This window comes from Paenibacillus sp. JT22N1 (assembly GCF_059692155.1).
Genome location: NZ_JCAUAW010000012.1, coordinates 1 through 24,863 on the forward strand (window position 1 = coordinate 1; position 24,863 = coordinate 24,863).

The window sequence follows — 24,863 nt, forward strand, 5'->3', positions numbered from 1 at the left end:
CGCTTATTATCTGCTGACAAGAAAAGAGATGTATGTAGACTTAGGTGAAGATTATTTTGATAAACAAAAACTTGGAGCTATTGTACGGAATTCGGTTCGAAGACTCGAAACCTTAGGCTACAATGTTACAATTTCGGAAGTCTCCTGATCCACGGATCACCAATATCCTAGGCGCTGCACATTTTCAAAAAATGAATTAGCTGCGTCTTCTTTAGTGCTGTTCTTTTTCTTCGACTGCCGATTCTTAATTTTCATGGTAGTGGAATGGACCCACCGTATATGTCTCGTTGTCGGCAATCGGACGATATTCTTGGCGTGGTTCGGCAATCGGACTATTTTCTTGTCACCCGACAGGCTCCTAGAAGCTCCCGTGGGCAACCAAAAAAGCACCATCCTGTGATGATGCTGCTAATCAAACTTCTCTTTTATTTAGATAATGCTGTAACCTCAACATCATTCTAAAGACTGTTCAGTTCGGATAGTATCTCATTTGTTTCACTTAGACAGGAAGGGATATTCCAGATTTATCTAGAATAAATATTACTTCAACAAAATGAATCTTCTATGTGAGGAGAATGGTGAAGTGATTTATTTATACATATTGATTCTAATACTCTTGTTGTATATAAGTTTTATCTTACCTACACAATGGTTGAAAATTGAGCGGATTAAATATCCTCTAGATTTAAATTTGAAAATCCTTCAGATTAGTGATTTGCATGTAGAAAGATTAAGAATAAGTCCAACAAAAATTGCGACCATTATCAATGGTGAAAAGCCAAACCTTATATTTGTTACAGGTGATTTTACCAAATATCGTAAAAGCCTCTCCAAGCTAGAAAAGTATCTAAGAGCAATGACTATATGTAATGTACCGATTTATTGTGTCCTTGGAAACCATGATTACCAGCAAAAGAATGTAATGGATTTAATCAATCTATTAAGGAAGTATGGATTACATCTATTAAGAAATGAATCGGTACAGATTGATCAATTTGATTTAATTGGAATTGATGACTTTGATTCAGGCAAAAGCAACATAGAAACATCTTTTCAAAATGTTGATCATACTAAAACGAAAATCGTTATTACTCACGATCCTAACATTGTTCTACATTTGAACAAACACTTTGATTATTTAATGGCTGGACATCTACATGGTAAACAATTTAATATTCCATTTTTGTTTAGAGTTAAAGACGCGGGAAAATTGCCTAGAATGGGGATATATAAGGGTCTACATAAAAACCAATATGGGGCTTACTACATATCTAAGGGAATTGGGCAGACGGGTATTAATGCAAGATTTTTAGTCAGAAGTGAGATAACGATGCACTATTTATAACTTGAAACACTGATGAAATTGGGTAAGCCTGTTCGAATAATCGCAAGAGAAAAGGCTGTCGGTTTGCCCGGCAGCCCTTGACTTGAAGGTAATTGAGCTATCGTTTCCCGTTAGCTCAATGGCGTAGTGCGGTTAAGTGGTGCATGATGACGGCAGTCTTCGATTCCAACTATCTTAAAAAAAATTCCCAACTGCCCTCTTCATTTAGTTTTATCTGAGAACCCTCAGTATAATTAAGAAAAAAATCTTTCCTAAAGTCATGTAAATAAGAGCGACTATAATGATTCATAAATGAGACACAAAAATCTCTAGCTAATTCATCAGATTCATCAGCACTACCTATTTCAATCCGTATATAGGTCTTTACATCAAATTCAAATTGGATTTTTAAAGTTTCTATTTCTTCTTTCCACCATTCGAAATCGAAACCATATTTAATCCAAATTGTGCCTTCATCCTTTTCCATAACTGCTTCTGCATTTTTCAAGTCATCTTCCCAGATAACATAACCATTCAAAGAAACTTTCACAAACTCTAGCACTTCTTGTTTGGGAATGAAGTCATTTATAAAGATAATCAGCCCTCTTGACAAATAATCACGCTCCGTTATATGGCGGTTATCTTCATATATTTCACTTTCTTCTTAGTTCTTGTTCTGCGAAATTCTGTCTTCCTGCAAAAAAGGGCGATGAGTGATGTACACACTCGTCGCCCTTTTTGTAATTCACCAGGTAATGAGTCATTTTGATGGCTAGTGTCTAGCAGCTCTTTATTTCATAATGTTTAGCGATTAAGATAATATTAATGACATGGAATATAACAGTAAGGGAGAAGAAAATATGAATCTAGGTGCATTTTCTGTATGTTTAAGCGTAAAAGACATTCATGTATCAAAATCTTTTTACGAGAACCTCGGATTTCAAATTTGGGCCGGTGACATTAAACAGAACTGGCTTGTTATGAAGAATGAAAATTGCGAAATTGGAATATTTCAAGGAATAATTGAAAAGAACATTCTCACCTTTAATCCAGGGTGGACCCAAGATAATGAAAATCTCGATCAGTTTACGGATATACGAGAAATACAAAAGCAACTTAAAGCAAAAGGAATGAAAATGCTGACTGAAGCAGATGAAGCAAGTGAAGGACCAGCACATTTTATCATTGAGGATCCGGACGGGAATCAAATTCTTTTCGATCAACATCGATATAAAAATAACGGTACTGCCAAAAGCCCGACCGCATGAGGTCGGGCTTTTCTATGTTTGGAAAGACAAATACTATTTTGCATCCTTATCTGGCTGATGGATTCCAAATATATCCTTCGGTGTCCATGTAATATCCTTGCCATACCATTCCAGGCAATGCATACTTCGGCAAAGAAATCTTTATCGAGCCTTATTGATATACCTTTTTCAAATGAATGCCCGTTTATTTCAATCTTCGAATTGTAATAGTTTTGATTAAAATAAAATTTGACGTTCGCGTATTTCCTAGCCTACAAGTTTCTTTAACCCCGATTGCTGAGCCACAATACCCGCCAATCTGGAGTTGCTGTGCTTCTTACGACGGTTGTGTTTCTTGTTCCAAAACAGCATCAATCTTTTCCGAATATACCAATCGATTTTATTCAGAAACTGGTCGGCAAAGGAATCCATGGCATAGCAATTTTTCCATCCCTGGATTTTCGGATTGAGTTCTTCAATCATTTTGTTCGTTGTCCGGAACAGCCTGTTTCTTGGCTCGGGGTTGTTTTATAGTTCCACTACTAAAAATCCCCATGTTAATCGAGGGAGCGTAACAAAACATCTTCCTTGAGGAGGCTAAAAATTGGTATGCTCTTTTCACCTTCATTTTCACATTGATTAAGTGTATACACGTAATGATCTTTTGTCTCATCCATGCTAATCATCTTGCATCTGTAAACCTGTTTTCCATGCTCAGAACTCATTCCATCTCTGGTATTATCAATGGTCCAGGTGACCTCCCTGCCGTTTGAATGCACATCATGTATCCAGTAACCACCGTCGATAATCTGTGGAATGAGCATAAGATAGTCGCCTTTTCCATTTTTATGGCGCTGAACCATCTCATTTAAACGGTCTACATCCACCTTGTTGAAATGGTGAAGGATAATATCTTTTCTTTCAAATGCATTTTTGTCAGTCGTTAAAATAATAACCAAGATCATTACCAACACCCCGATGATACCAACAAGCACTCCTATCGTTATCTTTGTTCGTATCATGCGTGCACCCCGTTTCTTCACATATTAGACGTATATACATTCTATATCGTTGTGTTATTCTTCCTAATAATTCCACAAAAGCATTCCAATGACACCACGCTCTACTGCCCTTTAGCGCAATGAGACTCTGCCCAATAATATACAGGTATCATCAAGTAATGAAACTCAAGTTATCCACATAAATTGCTAAAAAAGGAAAAGTACAGTTTTGGGGGAGATTGAAAGTTGGAAGCATTAATTCGGCTCGAGGATATCGGACCTGGGGGTTATTACGAAACGGCGGATAGTCAACTGAAATTACTCACTGTTGCGGATTATTTATATATGCATGGAGTGCCTTTTCAGGTTGCGGTTATCTCTCGATTTATCGATCCCCTACGTGGAGTCGATTGCCCTATGGGAAATCCTTACAATCCAGTTTCCGTCAGATTCGTTCAAACCCTACATGCCTTGTGCGCACGCGGAGCATCACTCGGCATGCACGGATATACTCACCAGTATGGCCAGTCTATCAGTGGTGAGGGATATGAATTTGCTTATTCAGGATGTAAGAAAGACTGCCCACCTGGGGATCCGCTGGAATCGTTATCAACAATGTTACATTTTCAACAGTCTTACGCTTACAGACGATTTTACATGGCATTTTCCGAGTTTTATGCTGCAGGTTTGAAACCGGATTGGTTTGAAACCCCGCATTATACGGTATCCGAAGTTCAGCGCAAGATTTTGGAGACCTGTACCTGGTTAATGTATGAAGATAATCCAGAAGCCCCCGACAGCCAACAAGTGAGTTTCCGCAGATCAAGTTCGATTTTCGGAAAGACATATTATGTACCGACGCCCCTGGGCTATATAGGCAGTGAAACCGTGGAACAAGACGTGAATAGGATGATGAACCAAGCTAACAGCTTCGGTGAAAATGATTTGGCTTCCTTTTTTTATCATCCGTTTCTCGAATTTCCCTATATTCATATACGGAAGAATGCTCGTCCCATTTATGAGGATCGTTCCCCCCTCAAAAGGCTCATTCAACACATGTTTTCAAATGGCCGGCGCTTCGTATCCATCCTGGACTTGTTCCGTTCTTCTAGCCGCAATCGTGATGAGTGTGTGCATAAATAATTTATTTGTAAACAAACCGGCACCTCTTAGCTGCTGTATTGTTCCACGTTGTCTCGAGTAAAAGAAAAAGGTTTAGTCTGTATCCCGGTTAGCGAAAAGACTTGGCTTTTTTCACTATCGTTCCTCGTTAGTTCAGCTGTGCTAGCGTCAGCCTATCTCACATCCAGATTGAATCACTTACAATATTTCAAAAACAACATTTCTTTATAGTAATCGTCAACCATCCAAAGTGCCTTTTCTAACGAGTACTTATAAAAGTCCAACAAATCAGTCTCGCTGGATTGCAATTTTTTTATTAAATCATCTCTGTTATATTCGATATAATCCATCTTCTGCAACTCTTGCTCAGATTGATCTTTTCTCATTACACCAGAAAAATCGTCAGACCAAATCCTTACCGTATTATCTACGTATTCTATTGATGGGAAAGGATCGTGACCAAGCCATACACCCTTCTTACTTAAAACCGCTTCGAGCAAGTCCCTCCAATTCTCAAGCCCACAACAACAGCTCGGAAGTATCACTTTATCTTTGTCCTCAAAGGCTATTCCACCACGTATTGCAACTTCATCTGTGGTTATGAGTTCATTTAATACATCTGCAGACTCTCTATCCACATCTACGTTGTTATACCCACATAGTAACGTAAAAAATAGGACTGCATCATCTAGCGTAGACAATTTGGAAAGATTAATGGTTTCCCTATATTCAGCTTTTGATAACCAAGAAGGCTGATCAAAATATGGATCTTGTATTATCGCACTAACTTTTCCCATTGTTTTAGCTCCTAATGGTTTGTTATCTGAATACAGATTACCATATCTTTGAATTAACCTATATCACTAATCTGCCCGTTAGCACAACGCGGCTGCCGATCCATGGCGGCAACCGCGTTGTGGTTAAAGCCCCTCAAATAACTAATAATCTTGAAATACATTGAAAGAATCATTCTTTCATAGAATCCCCTGAAAGCTGTATCATAACAACTTGCTTGTCACTTAAATCAACAACTAATGTTATAGTGGGGATAAAGGTGGCAAAGAACCTCAAAGCTTTCGACTCTTTCCAGGGTTGGTTATTTTCTCTGCGCGTTCGTCAAAGGCCTCTCCGTTCAGCCATTTCTTCACCCACACCTTCAATTAGGTACAATTTCTGATCTCTAACTTTTCAGCTACCATTTTATAGCTAGATGATCCCTTCATGTATTCCTGAACCGCAGCTAACTTAAATTCCTCCGTATACTGCTTAAATGTTTGTCCTTTTTTAGCCATAAAAAATCCCCTCCAAGTTACACTCATTTCCTTATGGTACCATAAGGAAATGAGTGTAACTTGGAGGGGATAATACCAGCCTATAATAAGGCCGGGTTTTTTGCATTTTTCACGGCTGTTTTAAACAACTTTGTTATCAGACAACAAGGGGTATGATAATTTCCGTGATTTACTGTGTGTATTACTCTTTTATCTTACGATCTACCTTGCATTAAATTAAAACGTAATCGTAATAAACAGTTAATCGTTTTCGACCCATTGCATTACCCTCCGTCATTCAGGTTCATTCTTCCTGTTCCTTTTTTTATCTCGAGTTATTGCAAATTCATTTTGATTGTATTCGACCACGGAAATTTGGGAAGGGCAGTTAACGCGGGTCAAATCTACGAGTAAAAGGGTTCCAATCATAATACCTTCCATTGTAGTATCCTGTCGTTAGATATCCTGGTCCAAACCTAGGGTCAAAGTAGTACCACCATCCAGTAGAGAAATGCCACCATCCTCTCAGATAGTCAAAAGAGCCATCACTCTTCTGTACCCAATATTTCCAATACAAACGCCCATCCTCATACCTATAACTGTGTCAGCCGACTCGTACCTGACCTGGCGGTAGTGTAGCTTGTACCTGACTTGGCGGTAGTGTAGCTCGTACCTGACTTGGCGGTAGTGTAGGATTCCCAGAAGGGTCATTAGCTCCATAAATGCTTTTCAAGATTTTTTCACTCCTTTAAAATTTTTTAAAATCTTCTAGCAATATAGTAAATGCTGAAAGATTCCATTTTGAAAGGGACAAGTTATAGAAGCAATCCGTACATTATGCGGACGGACGACTCGAGCTCGACAACAACAGAAGCGAGCGGTCGATTAAACCTTTTGTAATCGGACGAAAAAACTGGATTTTTAGCAACACGCCACGAGGCGCAAAGGCCAGCGCGAACATCTACAGCGTTGTCGAGACAGCCAAGGAACATGGACTCAAGCCGTTCGACTACTTGAATTTTCTCTTTGAACAGCTGCCTCAACTAACAGGTCAGCTCGATCCGCAGGCGCTGGAGCCATTCATGCCATGGTCAGCTTCGCTGCCAACGCATTGCCGGCTAAAGTCTTAAACAATAGATATTTCTTCTCTCCCATCCCTAGGTGGGGGCTGTTTGACTTTCACTTCGTGTACGAAGATCATCGTTTAATGCATTAAACGCACAAAAAAGAATGTGTCAATGTCGCACATTCTTTTTTGTTTACCTAACAGACGGTACATCATTAGTCGATATTGGGCTTGTAGTTGCCATGATGGGCGGGACGATTGGGGTAGCCAGAGGATTTGTACTCCACTGGGGTCCAGTTTTTTGGGGGCTAATTGGTGCGGTTAGCGGTTTTGCTATTGGTTTTTTATACGATTTTACAAAGAACCTAATAAAACGAAGAAAGATCAGAACTGCGAAGACTAAACTAAGTGAAGTTATACTGATTGTCCAGTGCACAAATGAGCAATCCCAGTTTGTGGAGCAAACTCTGTGGGGAAACTTGGCACTGGGGGTTGCCAAAACACGAATGCAAACAACCCAATTCGAGGCAGATTCATGATTATGGGGGTTCACTCCTTACACTGGTTGATTGCCTTAATTAGTCTTGCTGGCATTGGAATTGGTGTCACACATAAAGCTGAGCGTGGCACAATTACTTCAATCTATAGCTCTTTGAGGTTTATTGGCGTTGCTACTGGCTCTCCACTGGCTTCTGTTCTTGTAACACTGTCACCCCAAATTATGTTCTATAGTATAGTAGCCGGCACTTGTGTGCTTGCGTCCCTTCTTGCTTTGTTCGCCATTAAACCTAGTCAAAATGAGCTCACCGCAAAGTAAAAAGATCTCCTGATCATGGAGATCTTTTTACTTTTATTCAAACCTCTGTTAATTTTCTAATGTTGAATTAATTATATTTCTTTCTCGTAACATTATTTCTAAGAGCCCCTTAATAATTACCGCTTTTAGGATGTTTAGCGGAAATGAGTAGATGTATTTCCAGTTAAGCAATTTATAAATGCCTATCCAAACACTTATGTGTTCTGCAATGAAAGCACAGGCCGCAGCCATTAATGTATTTGCATTCAGTTAATTTCTTATGAGCCTGCTCTATCTCCTCAACATTACATTCCATGTCGACATCTAACCCATCCTTAGCCCAGTAACAACAATTAGGTTTAATTTGTCCATAGATGCCACTTTTCAATCTAATCAACTATCATATTTTTAACAATGTCTCATTAGCGTAATCTGCCCTTTACTTCAGCGCAATCAAAAAGGGAGCTGCTTCAAAGCAAGCTCCTCTGCACTATAGTTACACGTTAGCGGAAGGAGAAACATCAAGAAATATGTACATACAAAACGCTGGATTTTTTGAACATGTAAAAAGGAGCTGCATTCGCAGCTCCTTCGCTATTTTAGAAAGGTTTTCTATAAACTTTGATGATACGTGTACCGTTTCGGATAAGCCTTTGCGCCTGTGCTAGATTGATCCGAACTAAGACGGAAATGTCGATCGTCGCGTTTTCCACGTCGAATACCTTGAAAATTCGTCCGTTAGCAAATAATACGCCTTTCAACTCTACCATCGTTGTGCGAGTCGGTTTCGGATCGGAGTCTTCAAATTTCGTACGCTTTACACCTGCACGAAGGAGTGCTGCTGCTTGTTGTGCGGTCGTTCGCACGCCAAATACCGGATCAATTTCAACTCCGGTTGTTTTCGCCTCCACCTCGACAATCAGAAAAAAACGATCGCCGATCTTAGCTATGCTATTTGCTCCAATAGTTATCGGTTGCGCCATGTTTCATCACCCCCTTCGCACTACAATATGAGGGGATGCAACCGGAGGCAAGTTATAGTCGTCTATTTAATCATTCATCCGTGCCGAATATGTGCAAAATACCCAACTTTGATGAAAAAGTCCATAAGAACTAATTATGAACATAGTATTATCTTTATACGATCAATCCTCTAATGTCCTGCTCTACTGTCCGATAGTTGAGCGGTTGACTGATAAATGCCGAAAAGCGATGGATCGGCTCCATCGCTTCGCTCTTGTTCTCCGTTAGACCTGCTAAAGTAACTTTAAGAGACTGGTATTATCCTTCCATTAATTGGCCTTCGAAGTTTTTTAACTCCCTCAGTTCCGATTAGAGAGCCTATAGTTGCGATTATCGTACTCGAAGAAATCATTTCAACAACATAATAAAACGCTGTTCCAAGAATGATATCGAAAAGAATAACTCTTTCAATTGTGGATCCATTTATAGTGTAAAAAATGATTATTTGTTTGTTGTTTATCTCCAAATTTACCATCACCGTCATCCTTTTTATTCAGGTATGAACTTGGTGGATTGTCTCATTCTTTACGCCCTATTTTAGCTTTTTATCATTAGCGTAAACTGCCCGTCCCTCGGTGAGCGAGAGGCTGCCCCGTTTTTTTCAATCAGCATGGGGGATACAAAAACCCGTATTCCGAAATACAACCATTTTTCTAATAAGGATTGCGGTTTGGAGAAATACTTTTATGGAATAAGACAGGAGGTGAACAATGAACATGAGCAAAACTAAAGACACTAACAACCCAAAACATGCCACGTCATCAGGGAAAACTGGAGAACAAAAGAAATCAAAGTAAAGCTGTTACGTACCAGGTCAAATACTATCAAAGCATCAACAAAACCCGGTTTATTTGTACTTGACCGGGTTCTTTTTTTGGAAATATAGCAACAAGTCACTCCTGACAATGGAGTTAGTAAGAGATGGTAATTGCTTTATTATGCCAGTTAATCAATAAACAAAAAGAGGAGTTGCCGCGAAGCAGGTTCCTTAACTTTCCTGCTTCAATTATCGACTTTATTTAAACCAACTTATTGCCGGCGTTCAAAAACAAGACGTACAGCAAGACCAGTTAAAACACTCCCCATGATCCAACGCTGTACTGATAACCAAGTAGGGCGCGTGCCGAACCACACGGCAACTCTACTCGCAGTCAGTATAATCAAGAGGTTGACTATAAAACTAACGGTTATTTGAACTAGACCCAGAGACGCGCTTTGAAAAAATAATGATCCTCGCGCAGGGTTCTCAAACTGAGGCAGTAGCGACACATATAGAATAGCAATCTTGGGATTGAGTAGGTTAGTCATAAACCCCATTAGAAATAACTTCTTTGGCGGGTCAATTGGAAGAATTCGAGTCGACAAAATAGATGTAGCTCCAGGCTTAACTGCATTCCAAGCAAGCCAGAGTAGATAAGCCGCACCTGCTATTTTGACTGTTTCGAAAACAAATGGAACCGCAGTAAAAAGTATCGTGAGTCCGAACATTGTTGCAATGATGTAAACAAGAAAACCAAGCATGACGCCAAGAAGAGAGATAACCCCCGCCATACGCCCTTGCGTAATAGTACGAGAAATTAAGTAAATCATGTTAGGACCAGGAGAACAAACCATACCAAGCGAAACGAAGGCAAAGGCTATCAAAGTACCGAAGCTCATGATAATTTTTCTCCTTTCTGAATGAATTCTTTTAAACCAGGACCATAATTTACCTTTATAAGCTGCATATAACTGTATATTCCTCTATGATTTTTGTCAATTCCGAAATTAAACTGCTCGAAATCAAAAAAAGCTGCTTCAATACAGCTCCTGAGCTATAGTTTTTCGCTAGCTTAATGAGCCTTCAACTATTCATTCTTACTTCTTCAACTAATTCCAATAGTATCTTTCACACCACGCATACCTGCCCGGTAGCTTAATGAAATAAGGAGCTATCCCGAATTCGAGCTTCTATAAAGTAGGTGAATTTATGTCGTAAGACTACAATGAAGGGGCATTTGTGCATTTTTTGATGACACTAATCTTCCCACATAAAAATAAAAAAGCCTGATTTCTCAGGCGTTTATTTATAAAATTATGTAGGCACTTTTGTGTCATTGGACACCATTCGGCCTGTCCGGTACAACCACAGATACGACTGTGTCTCTGCGGACTTGCCCAGTTCGTTCAGCACTTGAAGTGTCGTTTCATCGGCATGTAGAATGTCTTGGCTAAGCAGATGCTCGCGCATACGATTCGTGAGCAGCGTTAGCCACTGGTCAGTCCCTTAGATCATCCAGTTTGCCAGCGTCTGTCGTGAGATCGTCAGACCAAGGCGCGCAAACTGTTGCTCCTGGCGGTACAGTGGCTGACTGTCCACATATTTTTGACTCATGACATGCGCGATGATGGAGGCAGAAGCGAGACTTCCTGGATAAACGGGTTTGGGCATCGGCGCCGTTACGATGGGCGTGCGAATTTCTTCTCGGCTTCGTTGAACAAATTAAGCGCGAGTTGATCTGGATCCGTTTTTTCTCTTGAGGCATCGAAACGCTTTTGCTGGGCAAGCCGAAACTGCTCTTCGTTACCAGCTAATCTTGGCCGTCAACTCGGCATTCTGCTGTTCAAGCTTAGCCTGTGTAAATGCACAGCCTTCCTCATGTATGACTATTCACCCCTGTAACTTGTTAGTAACAGAACACCAATCCCCTACACCGATAGATAGCTCTAAATACCATTCAAAAGATGAATCTGCCGGTATTATTTGTGCAGTTCCATTACTTACAGCCATATCAAGTGAATCATAATAACCAATACTAGGCTCCAATGCACATGCAACTCGGTCATTGTACATGCCTTCATCTATCCAAACCCCTAGATAAGGAACCTTCTCCTTTGGAACAGAGACAATCAAGAAGTTATCACTTTCCTGACCATATAGACCAGACCAACTTAAGGGTACTTGCCCCTCATAATAAAACTTTCTTCCATCTGCAGTAACTACAGGAGAAATCAGAGATACATCATCCCAGGCATACGTTTCTCCATTCTTCAGCGTATGACCCGTGTACACGCAAAGCATTTCCTCCATGGATTCGGGGAGTAGTATACGAGTCGGTTCCGTGACTGCGAATTGTGGGTGAGGCACCCACAAAAAAGGCATGGGCTGGTCGCTCATATTATCAACACGGTAACCCATCCTCACCTTATTCGCTGAATGAAAGGAGATGCTTCTTGTGAACTTACACGATAGCAACGGACTTTCTACTGAACAAATGACCTCGTTCTCTTCCACCCTATACATCCAAGGAAGCGCCCATATCTCGCCATGGTCGGGCAGGTTAATGCTTTTATCCATTTCCCATGGACAAGCATTAATCGTCGGAAAACATTCATCCCAACCGCTCATATCCCATTCACCAAAGGTCGAGCCGTAAATCGGTAGTCTTAAAGGTCTTTCACCCGAATCAATCAGCCATTCCTTGCCACTTGGCTTATAAATCATTGAAACCAATTTCCCTCCGAGATCCGGTACAATCTCCATACGGATTTGTTCATTTTCAATGGTGATGGATAAGAAGCCTTTATAGGTTCCAGTTGTTACGATATTCTCACGCTCTTTCATCACTTACACATGCCGTGATGAATTCGCGCACCTGAATGATTAGCTTCCAGTTCGAGAGCTTTATCGAACTGCTCACTAGCCATTTCCATGTTACCAAGACCAAGGTGCCCCAGTCCCATCATATATAGACAATGAACTTCATTTCGCACATTCAAATTGTCCTCGAAAACCAGGAAGTCTGGCAAGGAAACTGCGAAATAGTCAAATTTCACCTCGTCGAACAGGTGCTTCTCGGCGTAATCAATCAGCTTATTGAAGCGACGTTTCGCTTCCTTCTCGTTGCCTAGAGCAAGCCATGCCATGCCTTGATAGAAGATCATATCAGGCGGTTGATCGTTGTAATACATGGCACTAGCTGGCTCCTCCAATCCCTGAGAAGCTATTACGAAACATTCTTGAGCTTGTTCAGTCTGAGTTAAACCTTCATGAGCGAGTCCAAGATAATAGTACACATTATTTTCTTGCGCACCAGACAGCTTACCTTCACCTAGATTATCCGGATAAATAAGTGCTTGCTGTAAAAATGATACAGCTGCTTCAAAGCGATTTTCTGCTAAAGCTGTCTTAGCAAGCTCGACATGGGCAAATACATGCTGCCCCGTCACTTTACCCTCACCACCTTCCCAAGGGTGGAAATTGCGTGCTTGTATAGCTTGAATGGCTTTATCGTGAAAACCTTGCGCATTCAGGAGAGTGACATACTCCACATAGAGATCGTCACGTTTGTTAATCAAATCTCGGTGCTCCTCTAGCTTAGCGCATCGAATAGCAGCGGTGTAACTTAGCTTCTTATACAATTGATCCAGTTCATAGAATACACGCGCATCATCATGCCTGCAAGCAAAGGCTTTTTCCATAGAGATAAGAGCCGATGCTGAATCCCCTCGTTTGTTGAAATACGCGAGAGACAGATTGCGATGTACCGTCGCGAAATCTTCACGAATGGAACGTGACGCTTCCCAGTGTGTGATGGCATCTTCGTGCCTTTTTTTGTCGTAATACCAATTGCCAAGGTAATAATGTGCTTTATCATCCTTAGCGTCCGCCGAGATAACGCTTGTCAGCACTTGCAAATCAAATAAATTATTGGGGAAACAATAATCCGATGTTGAAGTATTTCCGGCTCTCTTATGAAGATGAGCCAGCTCCGAATGCCCTACTTGCTTATTGAGATAGCTAAGCGTGTAATGGAGCATTGGGTTCACATCCGAATCGTGACCTTGTACAATTCTCCCAAGCAATTCAATGGCTTCCTCGAACAATCCGCAATTTGCATAATCCGACGCCAAGTTCAAGTAATTATGAGCATCGCCGCGCATGAGGCGCATAAGCTCCTTTAATGCTTCGTTAGCAAGTGTTTGCTCCCCTTGGCTTGAAAGCGTAAGGCAACGTTCGTTAGCTGATCCAAAATCAGCGATATCCAAAGCAAGTGTCTCCTCTGAGAAAACTAGTGCTTCTTGCAACTGCCCCAACTTCCGCAGAAGTGCAGCTTTCAAGTGACGTGCTTTGTAATTGCGGGAATTGCGTACCTGCGAACGCTCAACCAATTCCAACGCTTCACTGTAAGAACCCTTCTCACAAGCAATTTGTGCCAGAGTGAAGAAGCCAGCATCTTGCCAATTTGCGGACCATGTCGATTTGTAGAGTGCAGCGAATGCTTCTTCCTTACGTCCCTGCCCTTTAAGTGCTACGCCTAATTGATAGAGAGCTTCACTATCATACGGATTTGGATTCCGCCAAGTAAGAGACTTTATAGCCGTCCGGAAGTGTCCTTCTGCCTTAGTGTACAGCCCGCGACGTAGCAAGAGTGTACCGTATGCAACATTAATACGGCTATCGCTTGGGTCGCGCTTTAAGCCCTCCAAATAGTAATCTTCTGGTTCGAACGTTGCATGGCGATATTGCTCTAAATGTAGACCGGCTAAATACAACTGCTCATTCGTTTTTAACTCCGCTGGCTCCAGCAGTGGCTTAGCTGCATCCGGTACTTGCTCGATTGAAGGCTTGGCAGGCTGATAAGCAATGAGTAGCGTACCCTTTGCATCCCTTACAGTCAGTTTCAAGTCGTATGCTTGATCGTTCTCATCCAGTGTAAGGACAGACTTGAACGTTTCATTTGGAGACAGCTTCACGATTTCCTTCAAATAAGTTCGGCTTCGACCTTTTAACTCAACAACAGCGCCATCAAATACGGAAGTTGCATAGGCAAATACAACAGCTTCACGCGTATTCTCGTCAACTTCTAAGTTGATCGCAGCATCGATAGAAGCATTTTTAACGACACCTATATTTTTGTAAGGCATGAAATATTGCTTGAACGATTTTTCTTCATAGGGCTGCAACCACGTGAAATCCGGTTGGTTATCTGTGTAAACGCCAGTCATGAGCTCAATGTAAGGTCCGTCCTCATCCGTCAAGTTGCGATCCCAGGCTTGCCCGAACTCACCATTCCCCCAAGTCCATTGTTTCTTACCTGGTGAAACATGATGGTTCGCCACGTGCAACAAACCTGCTTGTACTCCATGATCATAACCGCCGACGAAGTTGTAATCGGATTTATAGGCCATATACGATGTAGGAACGGGAATGTTCTTATAGCGTGAGATATCAACGCCAGCTGAATAATCCATTTTGTAGTACGTTCCCGTTGCAATTGGAAACCTGGAGACGTCACGTTTTCCATGGTCAAAGACAGCTGTTACATCTGGTGGAAATACAGATTGCGTATGATCATTAACAGCAACTGCAGGGTTTGCCCACCATAGGAACGTTTGTGGTTCCGGTGTCCGATTATATAACTGCGCAGAAATTTCTAGATAAGCTTTACCCGGATAGAGTGTGAAACCTGCAGTCACTTTCGTCCCATACATGCGGTCGATCTCACTCACCCATACGGTAGCGCTTCCGTCTTCATTGTCGGTGAGCTTGTATTCAACCGGTCCGTACGTATTCGGACGGTGATGTTGCGGCCAGTTGAATTCAATGCCACCGGAAATCCATGGACCGGCTAGGCCAACCAATGCTGGTTTAATGACTCGATTATAATATACGAAGTCGTAGTCATTCGTTTTGTCCAACGCACGGTAAATGCGTCCGCCAAGCTCAGGCATAATCTCGATACGAACATATTCGTTTTCCAATATCACCATACGATACGACTGGAGTTTCTTTTCATCGTCAATTTTATCGATAACTGGATGAGGATATACCTTACCAGAGCTTCCTTGATAAACACGTTTCTCTAAGAACATCGGATTGCGATCCGGCTCACCAATGCCATAAGTCGGAATCGACATTTCTTCTTCCCATATGCGAACTTTCTGACTCAACATCATCACTCCCTTATCTGTTTGTCTCTACTTTACCTCGAAAGAAGACAATATCCAATTGACAAAATGCTTAATGTAATGGATTATATTCTTATTATGGAGGGAGACTTTTAAATGAATATGACTAGAAAGCCTGAAGGGTTTGAAGAAGAGAAATTGTTCATACTTCCTGATTATATGCAAACTGAACTATCCCGCTCCGAGCTGACGCGTGATTTATTTGTAAGTGATATTGGCTTCTTCCCGCATGCCCGTCATCATTATCGGGAACGTCCTGAGGGCAGTGACTCCCACATTTTCATCTTTTGCTCCGAAGGAGAAGGCTGGATTGAACTGGGTCAACAACCTGCAATCACCTTGACTCAAAATCATCTAGCCGTCATTCCTGCCCATACACCACATCGATATGGAGCGTCCGCCCATGCACCATGGAGTATTTACTGGTTTCATCTTCAAGGCGACCATACAACGGCTTTTATACAAATGTACGGAATGGATACGGGTCCGCTACATTTACCCATCGGCGCTATGACTGAGTACAAGGATGTTTTTGATAAATGTTATTACCTGCTATCCGATAAAACCTATTCATTACCCATTCACACGCATGTTTCCCAGTCTATCCGGCAACTGATTAGCAGTATCGGTATTAATGCAGGCGGTACTGCCAAGGACAAAAAAAGGGAGCAATATCTAGAAATTGCCATCCGATACATGAATGATCGTATAGAAGATGCCATTAGACTCCCTGCGTTGGCTAAACACACAGGTTTGTCTAAACAGCATTTAATTTTATTATTTAACGAAGAAACAGGTTTTCCACCAATTGAATATTTTTTGCGCATGAAAATTCAAAAAGCAGCCCAAATGCTCAGTTTAACGGCTCTGTCCATCAAGGAAGTTGCCGCAAACATTGGTATTGCTGACCCCTATTATTTCTCGAGATTATTTAAGAAAATGACGGGTTCTGCCCCTAGTGCATTTCGAAACGTTCCGAAAGGATAGCGATTGGAGGAAATGATCTTGAACTTCGATGAATATTCCTTATTTGGTGGACACTTTCTAGAAAATGATACTTATTCAATGAAGCGTCCACAAGGCAAAAAATGATTGGCTGCTTACTTTTACCTTGAACGGGGAAGGTTATTTCAACATGCAAGGCAACGTACGCAAATGCAATGCTGGTGACATCAACTTGTTGCGTCCTGAAACCCCGCAGCATTATGGGACAAGTCCCGGTGCAACTTGGCAATTTTGCTGGGTTCATTTCCCAGATACTTTTATGGAAACGAATCTACTTCCCAATCAACAACTTTTGCACCTATCTATTGATAGCGAATCCCTGCGCGATCGCATTTATCGTACCTTCATTCGTATCCTAGAGGATTCGCGAGAACGCCGAGAATATTGGTTTGAACTTTGCAGTACCTCCGTCCAAGAACTATTATTCATCATCGCTCAGAAATCGTATAGAAATATTGATCCGCGCATCGAGGAGGTACAATACCTTCTCTCGAAGAATATGCATCAACCCATTCGAATTGACGAGTTGGCCGATGCTGTAGGTCTCTCCTCCTCCCGTCTGTCTCATCTTTTTAAAGAAAGCACTGGCCACTCCGTTATCGATACCTTGAACCAAATGCGGATTAAACAAGCGGTTCTCCTCCTGAAACACACGGATCGTAGCGCCACAGAAGTTTGCTATGACGTTGGCTTCCAAAACTACAACCATTTTACAAATCAATTTCGCAAATGGTACGGCGTTAATCCTAGCGTATTAAAAAAAGAGTTGCGGTAGACTGACCACACAATTAATATAGAAAGGGCTGCCAATCTTGCGGCAGCCCAAAAATCAGTATCAGTTCCTCAAGTTTCACCCTTCAGTAACATAACGTGTTGATCGCGCAGGTTCATAACCGAATTCAGAGATAAAGCGATCCATTGCATACACGGGCTTAAACTCATTGCCAGGAAGTTTATAATAATCCAGATCGTATTGAGCAGACTGATCTCCCAGAATGGATGTGAGTATATCCCATGCAGGTATATTACTACTTATATCCGGCCCGACTAAGTTGAAATTTCTAACGCCCGTTTTCATTGGCGCTTCTACAGTTTTGACTATCCCTTCTACGACATCGTTAGAATACACATGCGCTAATGAAACAAAAGGAACCGGCATCTGAGTATCCTTTTGAACTGAAGAAGGTATCCAATCTTCATCAGCTACGGCACCAAAGCGTAAATTGATAAACTCCGTGCCTTCATTCTTGCGATGAAAATAACGGGTCAAATTTTCGACGATAGCTTTGCTTAGCCCATAAGGATCTGTTGCCAGACAAGGATGATCATCTTGTATAGGCAATTGAAGCGGAATGAACTCATTGTCTAGGCTGCCTACAGCGGCAATCGAACTCGCCGTTATGAATTTTTTACATCCTCGATCAAGCAAGTACCGATAGAGCCTTCTTGTCCCCAAAACGTTTACGGCAAGCCCATCTTCCTCGCTACATCCGCCGGTAACGGAAGCAAGATGGATGACCACATCAATTTCAAAAAGATCCAAGCCACGCAAATCTTCAAAACGATCGAATGATCCTTGAACGAAAGTTACATCCTCGGCTAATGCATGACGTGATAGACAAATAACCTTATGCTTCTCTGCCAAACGATGGACCAATTTCTTGCCGATAAATCCGCTTGCCCCTGTAATTAGAATATTCATTGTACCTACTCCCACTTAATAATAATCATCCCGTTATAGTCATTCCGTTGTTTCGTAAATAGAGAGTTGTAAATCGTTTCAGTTTCACTCCAATTAACCACGTATGAAATTAGCAGCTCTAGATTTTAATGTCCGACTCCATCATGGTCTTATGAATTATTTGAAATATAGTGCTTGTGCAGATGATACAGACTTGTTGAGCTGTGAATATTTCAGGATCATAATTTCATCCTCCTGTTCTTCGAAAATAAAGAAAGCTATCTCTAAAACAAAGTAACTTGTCTTTGAGATAGCTCTCTCCACATCTAATTAAATTTTACTGTAACAATTTTAAAACTCAAAGTTGTAGCTACGGCTCCGTTGGTCCTCATTTGTGCTGTCATTGCCTTTGTTAGTTGTGCTGTCCATTACCGTTATTATCGTTATCTTTGTTATTTTTTTTATCGTCGTCATCTTCGTTGTTGGTTTTGGCCTTTTACCCAGATATAGTAACGGTCAATGCTCCGAATTTACCTGAGCCATCTTTTGCAGTAGCTTTTACGATAACCTTTCGCTAGCCGTTCCATTCTCTACCGACCAAGCAACTTCTTTATTTGACGCATTCATTGGAACCACATTTGCAGATAATTGCAACGCACCTCCTTTGGTCGTTATCGTCGATTTACTTCCCTCAGTTGTTACCGCAATACTATTCCACTTGAATAACTGGTGCGGTTGTCTCCACCCCAACATTAATTTCTGCCGCAGAAGCATATCCATTAACCCCGACTAAAGCTTCAAGCTTAATAAATTGTGCCATTACGGGTGTAAAGGTAACCGTCTTCAGCAAAGCATTATTATCCCAATTACCATGTGCAACCTTCGTGTAGTTCAAACCATCATTGCTTACATAGATATTGTATTCAGTAATGATCCCATTTGGGCCGTCATTTCTTGGAAGGTACTTTAAGCTACTAACATTGTAGGAACCGCCCAGTTTTAGTGTTAAAGCCTGTGGTAGATAATCATATGGACTCCATGATGTATGCCAAAGCGTTCCTGGATCGCCATCAATAGCATTTGTAGCCGGATTCCAAGTCTCTTGCGCACTTGTTGCAGAGGCAGTCATCTGTGATTGCGGTATATCTTGACTAACGGTGAAATGGATTGTATATGTCTTTGTTGTAATGCCATCTAATGCCGTGACCACGACTGTTGTTGTTCCAGGCAAGCTTAAAGCTGGTTTCACTACTGCATTTGCTTGATTTTCAGCTTTTACTGTTGCGGCTACTGTTGGAACTATAGTCGTTCCAAAGGGTAATTCTATGTCGTAGCTTTCAATATTTCCAGTGAATCCGGTTATTGTCGCTCCATTTACTGTTAAATCAGCCAATGCTGCCTCTGTCTTTGCTTCCGGCACAACAGTAAAATAGATTGTATATGTCTTTGTAGTCCTTCCGCTTTCTGATGTTACGTCTATTGTCGTTGTTCCCGGTAAGCTTTTAGCTTTCGTTTCTTTTGCTTTAGCTCGGCTGTTTATAGTTGTTGCTTTAATCTTAGGTACTTTCGTTGTACCGTATGGGAGTACAATAGAATAGTTTGTCACATTAAGCGCAAAACCCTTTAATGACTCTCCATCCATTGTTATACCGCTTAATGTTGTATTCTCGCTTGTCTCATCCAGCTTGACGATTGTTGATTCTCCTGGATTAAGCGTTAAGTTAAGTGCTCCAGTCGCGCTTGTTGTGGTGTTGGTCCATAAATCCGTTACGGTATAATTTGTTGTTCCGTTTAAACCAGCTCTTGATAAATCTATAGTTTTTCTAGCGCTTGAATTTATATCATAATTGAATACGGCAATATAATGCTCTCCATTGTCATCAAGTGTAAACGTATCAGCTGCCCCTACCCCAGTATTGCCTTCAACAGGTTTGAACGACTTACCTCTCTTTGCCAGATTATTAATGTTTGGATTTGTCAGGTATGCCGATGCCCTGTTTTGCGCATTTACATCACTTAAATCATCGTTGTTCAAGAAAACAGTTCCGGTAATGGCAGCGCCGTTGACTCTCGTTTTGTTGTCGGAATCGCTGTATATTGTCCCGGAATAACTCTTGTAGAGCACCATACCATCTGGATCATTATAATTGTATAATTTTTCATTCATCCACCACCCATAGGATACGGAGTTCAAGGTATATTGCGTCTCGCTCACTTTCCCATAGGTATCCGTAGCAATCCTTCTCGCCTGGCCATATTGGTACGGGAACAAAGGTGCAATAGATAGGCTTATGAACATTGACCCGTTAATTTGGTCTTTAATCGTTTGCATGGCTTTATTGTATGCCTGAATACCCGTTTGAACAGATGGATCGTAATGTACGCCATCGTTCGAACCGCCCTCAAGTGAACCATGGGTTAGAAAATCCAATTTGATATATTCAAAACCTTTACTTTTCATGTATGCAAATTTGAGATTATTCATTTCGATCGTTCCAGGATGCGTCGGGTCGAGGGCAAAGGCCCCGCCAAGCGATATAGGTGTTCCGTCGCTCTTTCGCATAACAATATCACTATACTTATAATTCGTTCCCTCAACCTGCGAATTTAGGTCCGAAGCCCAATACACAAAAGGTCCCCAGTAAATTCCAGCCTTCTGGCCATTATTATGGACGGTAGATACAAAATTGCTCAATTGCGCATCAGTAAAGTTAGTCCAATACGAATCAAGATTTATGTAAGCAGTGTCGTTATTGCTAAAGTTGTCGTTCATTAGCCCTTTCTTAATAAAGTTTGCTGCAGCCGTGGCCTTCGTATAACTTAACTTCGTCCCGAGCCCTCCCCAGCTATTCCATCCAAAAGGTACGCCTCCGTTCCAAGTGAACTTTGGAGCATGAGCTGTATTTTCATTGGCATAGGTTTCCATTCCATTCCGCCAATCCATGAAATACCCGACAAATACCTTTGGAGACTTTATCGCGTTCCCGGTAACCTTGCCATGAGGCATGACATCGCGGGTCGCATCTATATTCGTATTTCCGCCAAACACATTAAGATTGATTAGCTTATTGCCAACACCATTATAGGTAATGCCGGTTTTCCATGTATCGTGCACAACCGACCCAATAACCAATCCATTCCTACTGGTATTGTCGTAGAAGGCAGTTATTTCGTTGCTTGTTGCCGTGTTATTGATCGACATTGCGTTGTAGCTGACCCAAGCATCGTTATCGTATGGAACCCATAACGCCCTGACATTTGAATATTGACCTATATCTACATTTCCTGTAGGATCCACTACGATCGGCGCAATCCTGTTCGTACTTAAGTTAGCGCCACTCACCTCTACAAGCGTATCGAAGTAATCCGCGTTAACCATATAAAAGTGCTGCTTCATTGTAGGCAGCCCGCTGCCTTCAAGTGTAATTGTTGTTTCATTACCAGAAGTTGAAACTGTTCTAGTCGTATAATCCTTGCTTGTTATATCGTTATCCAACTGGACGCTTGCATAAAAGTTAGCTATTTTTTTAACGCCGTTTGCATAATAATTGGCTACTCCGTTGTTAAGATCATATTCTATTTTCACATTTCCATTGATGATATTAACAAAATGACTATTGGGGTATACAACAGGTTCACTTGGATTCCCCCCAGGATCCGTCACTGGTGCGTTTGAAATGGTTATTCGATCCAAATCCGGCGCATATCCCCCCGCCTTATCAAACTTGATCGTGTTATCTCCTGCTGTAAGGGCTACGGTAGTTGTAACCGATCCTACCGTATTCCAGGATCCTGTAGATGGCGTTGTTAGATATACCACATCTGTATTATTATTTACCGTATAGTAAAACGAGCGGTTGTTATCCCCAACAATATAATAAACGTTCATTGTATAATTGCCGCTGACAGGAACATTAACATGGTTAATGATTACAGCGCCATTTCCGAGGTTATTTACCTTCTTCCCATTCGAACAACCCGCGCAATCTCCTATACCAGCTCCATTCAAAAGCGTATTTCCCGATGCTTCCGCTTCATATGTATTGTTTGTCTCCGCTGCTAGAGTTTTGGTCGGATTCATTGTAGCTCCTACCATCAAATTAGGTAATAGAAATACAAGCATTAAACAATATAAACCCACATTTTTGAATCTTCTTTTAGCCGCCATAATTAACCTCCCAATTTTCTGAAATTTTTTCGGATTCGCCTTGTTTCTTTAACGCTTGCTGAACATGAAACATTATGTTCTGCTCAGCTTGAAAATCTTGGATTCCGCAGGTTGCAAATCTACCGTAAGCTCCTTCTGAACCTCGCTTCTCGTGCTTTCCCACAAATCGGATACGGTGTATCGTTGACCAGGATCGAGCCCCGCCCGTTCCAGAGAAATCGATTTCCTAGCAGACTGTTCCCCATCGAAATTAAAAACAGCGAGATAAACGGAATGGTCCTGGTCCGCACTGTACAGGATGAAAGTATCAGAAGCCTTGTCGCCAAAGTTCCCCTCGACAGGCCTAAAAGTTCTCCCCAAACGCGCAATATCCATGACTTCCTGATTTTGAAGCCAGGATTTGGCTCGCCAAGCCGCTTCCTCATTGCGGAAATCATCTCCCAGCAATAGCACAGTCCCCGCAATAACGGAAGCCGTCAGGCGGCTTCGCCCTTCATGCCGGGTCGTCGATTCCTGATTGAAGCTCTTATACAGCACGGAATGGTCCGGATCATTAAATCGGTACAAGGTATCGTTCATCCACCATCCGTGCGTCAGTGAATTTAACAAATATTCTGTATCCTGTATCGTCCCAAACACATCGCAGGAAATTCTACGGCTGTGGGCATACGCATAAGGAAACAACGGCGCGATGGACAAGTTGATAAACACCCTTCTTCCCGCCTCTTCCGGAGATAGCTTACTCGTCAAATAGGACAGACCGTAGTTGTAAGCGGCAATACCCGTCGTAATCTTCGGATCGTGGTGTCTTCCTTCAAGCGCACCATGCGCCATAAAATCCAACTTGATGTATTCGAAGCCTTCCGAGATAATTTTGCTGGTGAACCAGTCGATTCTCTCAAGCGTTCCGGGATGCGTCGGATCGATCGCTAACCCTCCGGCAATATCCGGCAGGATCTCCCCGTCAGCATCCCGAAGCAGAATGTCGCTGTACGTGTACTTGCCATTCGTTCCTTCGACAGATTGACTGAACTGTGCAGGACTCCCCCAGAAAGCGAACGGGGTCCAGTACGTGCCAGGTTTGTGGCCGTTCTGCCGGACTCTGTTCAATGCATCTTCCATTTCTTCAGCCGTCAACTTGTCCCAGAAGGCGTCAAAATTGATATAAAGGGTATCCTCGTTCTGAAAACCTAGCGATTGCACTTCTTGTTTCAAGAAATCGCTAGTCGAGATATACAAGTCATAATCCAACTCGCTCATTGCTGCAGACCAACTGTTCCAGCCAAACGGAGCGCCGCCATCCCAGTTCAGCGAAGCGGCTATGCGGGTGTTGGCCCATCCATACGTCTCAAGCCCCTCTCTGAAATCTCCAAAGAATCCTGCAAAAACAAGCGGAGATTCTATAAGTGAACCCAACACATAGCCATGCGGTTGTGAATCGCGTGTCATTACGCCCGTTGCCCCGCCATACAATTCGATCTCATCCAGTTTTCCAGCTTGCTCGCCTTTGATCCGAATGCCTGTTTTCCATACATCATGCGTGATGGAGCCCAAGATGAACCCGTGCCGCTTACCGGGCTGATACAAGGCGGTAACTTCATAGCTTTCGGTTTCAAGCGGCAATGGTTGCGCGACATAACGCACCCATTTGTCATTATCATAAGGAACCCGTAACACTTGAAGCTCATCCTCCGGTGCGGTTCCATTGTCAAATGACAATACATTCGTCTTCATAACTGCAATTCGGTTTAACTTTGTTTCTTCCTCATAGATCACAACGACTTTGGTCAAAAAGTAAGATGCATCCTCGTACATATAAAAGTGCTGCTCCAGTTTGGGAAGGCTGGACGATTCGTGTAGAATAACCACATGCACGCCTTTACCGAAACTATCCTCAATTTCCTCAGATTGTTCATTCATGACATGGCGTTCATAAGCCCCCGTATGATATTCCCGACCGTTCCAGCGAAAGGCGCTGCGTACTTCTTTCAATATAAACAAACCTTGCCACGCACAAGAATACTCGCCTTTTTCCAGATCCATTTCGATGTGTACCAGACCATTATCCACGCAAATAAGTGACTTAGACTCCACTTTCATGCTCACCCTATTTTCATTGTTCACTTTCATACTTTTGCCTCCTGTTCATAGCATATTAAGCTGCAAAATCTGCCTGTATTCACAGCTTGCTACCATTATAAAAGACTA

22 protein-coding genes and 3 pseudogenes are annotated in these 24,863 nt (G+C 41.9%); 8 read left to right on the forward strand and 17 right to left on the reverse strand.

What is annotated here, in order from left to right:
* Positions 1–583 precede the first annotated feature (583 nt).
* A complete protein-coding gene (locus tag AC58UU_RS22380; protein WP_497318981.1) occupies positions 584–1,345 on the forward strand; it encodes a metallophosphoesterase in 762 nt (253 codons plus the stop codon).
* Between the two features lie 169 nt (positions 1,346–1,514).
* Here AC58UU_RS22380 and AC58UU_RS22385 read toward each other — a convergent pair whose 3' ends face one another.
* Entirely contained in the window at positions 1,515–1,937 is a 423-nt protein-coding gene (locus tag AC58UU_RS22385) for a hypothetical protein (protein ID WP_497318983.1), read from the reverse strand.
* Positions 1,938–2,184: 247 nt separating this feature from the next.
* On the opposite strand from AC58UU_RS22385, the gene AC58UU_RS22390 reads away from it, so the two are divergent.
* Positions 2,185–2,592 carry a VOC family protein gene (locus AC58UU_RS22390; RefSeq protein WP_497318984.1) on the forward strand — a complete coding sequence of 136 codons (408 nt, stop codon included), beginning with the start codon at positions 2,185–2,187 and terminating at the stop codon, positions 2,590–2,592.
* A 33-nt stretch (positions 2,593–2,625) separates the two neighbouring features.
* Here AC58UU_RS22390 and AC58UU_RS22395 read toward each other — a convergent pair.
* From AC58UU_RS22395 to AC58UU_RS22405, 3 genes and pseudogenes are all read right to left on the reverse strand, one after another.
* Positions 2,626–2,734: pseudogene (locus AC58UU_RS22395) on the reverse strand (VOC family protein); the annotation flags it as partial.
* Positions 2,735–2,838: 104 nt separating this feature from the next.
* Entirely contained in the window at positions 2,839–3,075 is a 237-nt protein-coding gene (locus AC58UU_RS22400) for a group II intron maturase-specific domain-containing protein (protein WP_497319347.1), read from the reverse strand.
* 53 nt (positions 3,076–3,128) lie between these two features.
* Positions 3,129–3,593 (reverse strand): hypothetical protein, encoded by a 465-nt coding sequence (locus tag AC58UU_RS22405; RefSeq protein ID WP_497318985.1) that lies wholly within the window; start codon positions 3,591–3,593, stop codon positions 3,129–3,131.
* Between the two features lie 225 nt (positions 3,594–3,818).
* Here AC58UU_RS22405 and AC58UU_RS22410 point away from each other — a divergent pair, with 225 nt between their 5' ends.
* Positions 3,819–4,715 carry a DUF2334 domain-containing protein gene (locus tag AC58UU_RS22410; RefSeq protein ID WP_497318986.1) on the forward strand — a complete coding sequence of 299 codons (897 nt, stop codon included), beginning with the start codon at positions 3,819–3,821 and terminating at the stop codon, positions 4,713–4,715.
* A gap of 173 nt (positions 4,716–4,888) precedes the next feature.
* On the opposite strand, the gene AC58UU_RS22415 is transcribed toward AC58UU_RS22410, so the two are convergent.
* The 3 genes from AC58UU_RS22415 to AC58UU_RS22425 form a co-directional block, all read right to left on the reverse strand.
* Positions 4,889–5,491 carry a hypothetical protein gene (locus AC58UU_RS22415; RefSeq protein ID WP_497318987.1) on the reverse strand — a complete coding sequence of 201 codons (603 nt, stop codon included), beginning with the start codon at positions 5,489–5,491 and terminating at the stop codon, positions 4,889–4,891.
* A gap of 363 nt (positions 5,492–5,854) precedes the next feature.
* Positions 5,855–5,986: a transposase gene (locus AC58UU_RS22420; protein ID WP_497318988.1), complete on the reverse strand. Its 132-nt coding sequence runs from the start codon at positions 5,984–5,986 to the stop codon at positions 5,855–5,857.
* Positions 5,987–6,569: 583 nt separating this feature from the next.
* Entirely contained in the window at positions 6,570–6,698 is a 129-nt protein-coding gene (locus AC58UU_RS22425) for a hypothetical protein (RefSeq protein WP_497318989.1), read from the reverse strand.
* 109 nt (positions 6,699–6,807) lie between these two features.
* On the opposite strand from AC58UU_RS22425, the pseudogene AC58UU_RS22430 reads away from it, so the two are divergent.
* From AC58UU_RS22430 to AC58UU_RS22440, 3 genes and pseudogenes are all read left to right on the forward strand, one after another.
* Positions 6,808–7,095, forward strand: a pseudogene (locus AC58UU_RS22430) (IS66 family transposase); the annotation flags it as partial.
* A 100-nt stretch (positions 7,096–7,195) separates the two neighbouring features.
* Positions 7,196–7,570: a hypothetical protein gene (locus AC58UU_RS22435; protein WP_497318990.1), complete on the forward strand. Its 375-nt coding sequence runs from the start codon at positions 7,196–7,198 to the stop codon at positions 7,568–7,570.
* On the forward strand, positions 7,567–7,848 hold the full coding sequence (locus AC58UU_RS22440; protein ID WP_497318991.1) for a hypothetical protein: 282 nt from the start codon (positions 7,567–7,569) through the stop codon (positions 7,846–7,848). Before AC58UU_RS22435 ends, AC58UU_RS22440 begins: the two co-directional genes overlap by 4 nt.
* 578 nt (positions 7,849–8,426) lie before the next feature.
* Here the strand turns inward: AC58UU_RS22440 and AC58UU_RS22445 are convergent.
* From AC58UU_RS22445 to AC58UU_RS22470, 6 genes and pseudogenes are all read right to left on the reverse strand, one after another.
* A complete protein-coding gene (locus AC58UU_RS22445) occupies positions 8,427–8,810 on the reverse strand; it encodes a hypothetical protein (protein ID WP_497318992.1) in 384 nt (127 codons plus the stop codon).
* A 284-nt stretch (positions 8,811–9,094) separates the two neighbouring features.
* A complete protein-coding gene (locus AC58UU_RS22450; RefSeq protein WP_497318993.1) occupies positions 9,095–9,325 on the reverse strand; it encodes a hypothetical protein in 231 nt (76 codons plus the stop codon).
* Positions 9,326–9,879: 554 nt separating this feature from the next.
* Complete coding sequence (locus AC58UU_RS22455) at positions 9,880–10,512, reverse strand: LysE family translocator (RefSeq protein ID WP_497319349.1); 633 nt, start codon at positions 10,510–10,512, stop codon at positions 9,880–9,882.
* 445 nt (positions 10,513–10,957) lie between these two features.
* Positions 10,958–11,317, reverse strand: a pseudogene (locus tag AC58UU_RS22460) (transposase); the annotation flags it as partial.
* Positions 11,318–11,500: 183 nt separating this feature from the next.
* A complete protein-coding gene (locus AC58UU_RS22465) occupies positions 11,501–12,454 on the reverse strand; it encodes a DUF5107 domain-containing protein (RefSeq protein ID WP_497319351.1) in 954 nt (317 codons plus the stop codon).
* Positions 12,454–15,786: a DUF5107 domain-containing protein gene (locus AC58UU_RS22470; protein ID WP_497318994.1), complete on the reverse strand. Its 3,333-nt coding sequence runs from the start codon at positions 15,784–15,786 to the stop codon at positions 12,454–12,456. Before AC58UU_RS22470 ends, AC58UU_RS22465 begins: the two co-directional genes overlap by 1 nt.
* Positions 15,787–15,897: 111 nt before the next feature.
* On the opposite strand from AC58UU_RS22470, the gene AC58UU_RS22475 reads away from it, so the two are divergent.
* A complete protein-coding gene (locus AC58UU_RS22475) occupies positions 15,898–16,788 on the forward strand; it encodes a helix-turn-helix domain-containing protein (protein WP_497318995.1) in 891 nt (296 codons plus the stop codon).
* Positions 16,789–16,936: 148 nt separating this feature from the next.
* Positions 16,937–17,581: a helix-turn-helix domain-containing protein gene (locus tag AC58UU_RS22480; RefSeq protein ID WP_497318997.1), complete on the forward strand. Its 645-nt coding sequence runs from the start codon at positions 16,937–16,939 to the stop codon at positions 17,579–17,581.
* A 75-nt stretch (positions 17,582–17,656) separates the two neighbouring features.
* Here AC58UU_RS22480 and AC58UU_RS22485 read toward each other — a convergent pair whose 3' ends face one another.
* From AC58UU_RS22485 to AC58UU_RS22500, 4 genes are all read right to left on the reverse strand, one after another.
* Positions 17,657–18,508 carry an NAD-dependent epimerase/dehydratase family protein gene (locus AC58UU_RS22485; RefSeq protein ID WP_497318998.1) on the reverse strand — a complete coding sequence of 284 codons (852 nt, stop codon included), beginning with the start codon at positions 18,506–18,508 and terminating at the stop codon, positions 17,657–17,659.
* A gap of 537 nt (positions 18,509–19,045) precedes the next feature.
* Positions 19,046–19,267: an Ig-like domain-containing protein gene (locus AC58UU_RS22490; RefSeq protein ID WP_497319000.1), complete on the reverse strand. Its 222-nt coding sequence runs from the start codon at positions 19,265–19,267 to the stop codon at positions 19,046–19,048.
* Positions 19,197–22,655, reverse strand: coding sequence for a discoidin domain-containing protein (locus tag AC58UU_RS22495; protein WP_497319001.1), 3,459 nt, complete (start codon positions 22,653–22,655; stop codon positions 19,197–19,199). The genes AC58UU_RS22490 and AC58UU_RS22495 overlap by 71 nt, the downstream gene beginning before the upstream one ends.
* A 72-nt stretch (positions 22,656–22,727) precedes the next feature.
* On the reverse strand, positions 22,728–24,785 hold the full coding sequence (locus tag AC58UU_RS22500) for an alpha-galactosidase (protein ID WP_497319003.1): 2,058 nt from the start codon (positions 24,783–24,785) through the stop codon (positions 22,728–22,730).
* Positions 24,786–24,863 lie beyond the last annotated feature (78 nt).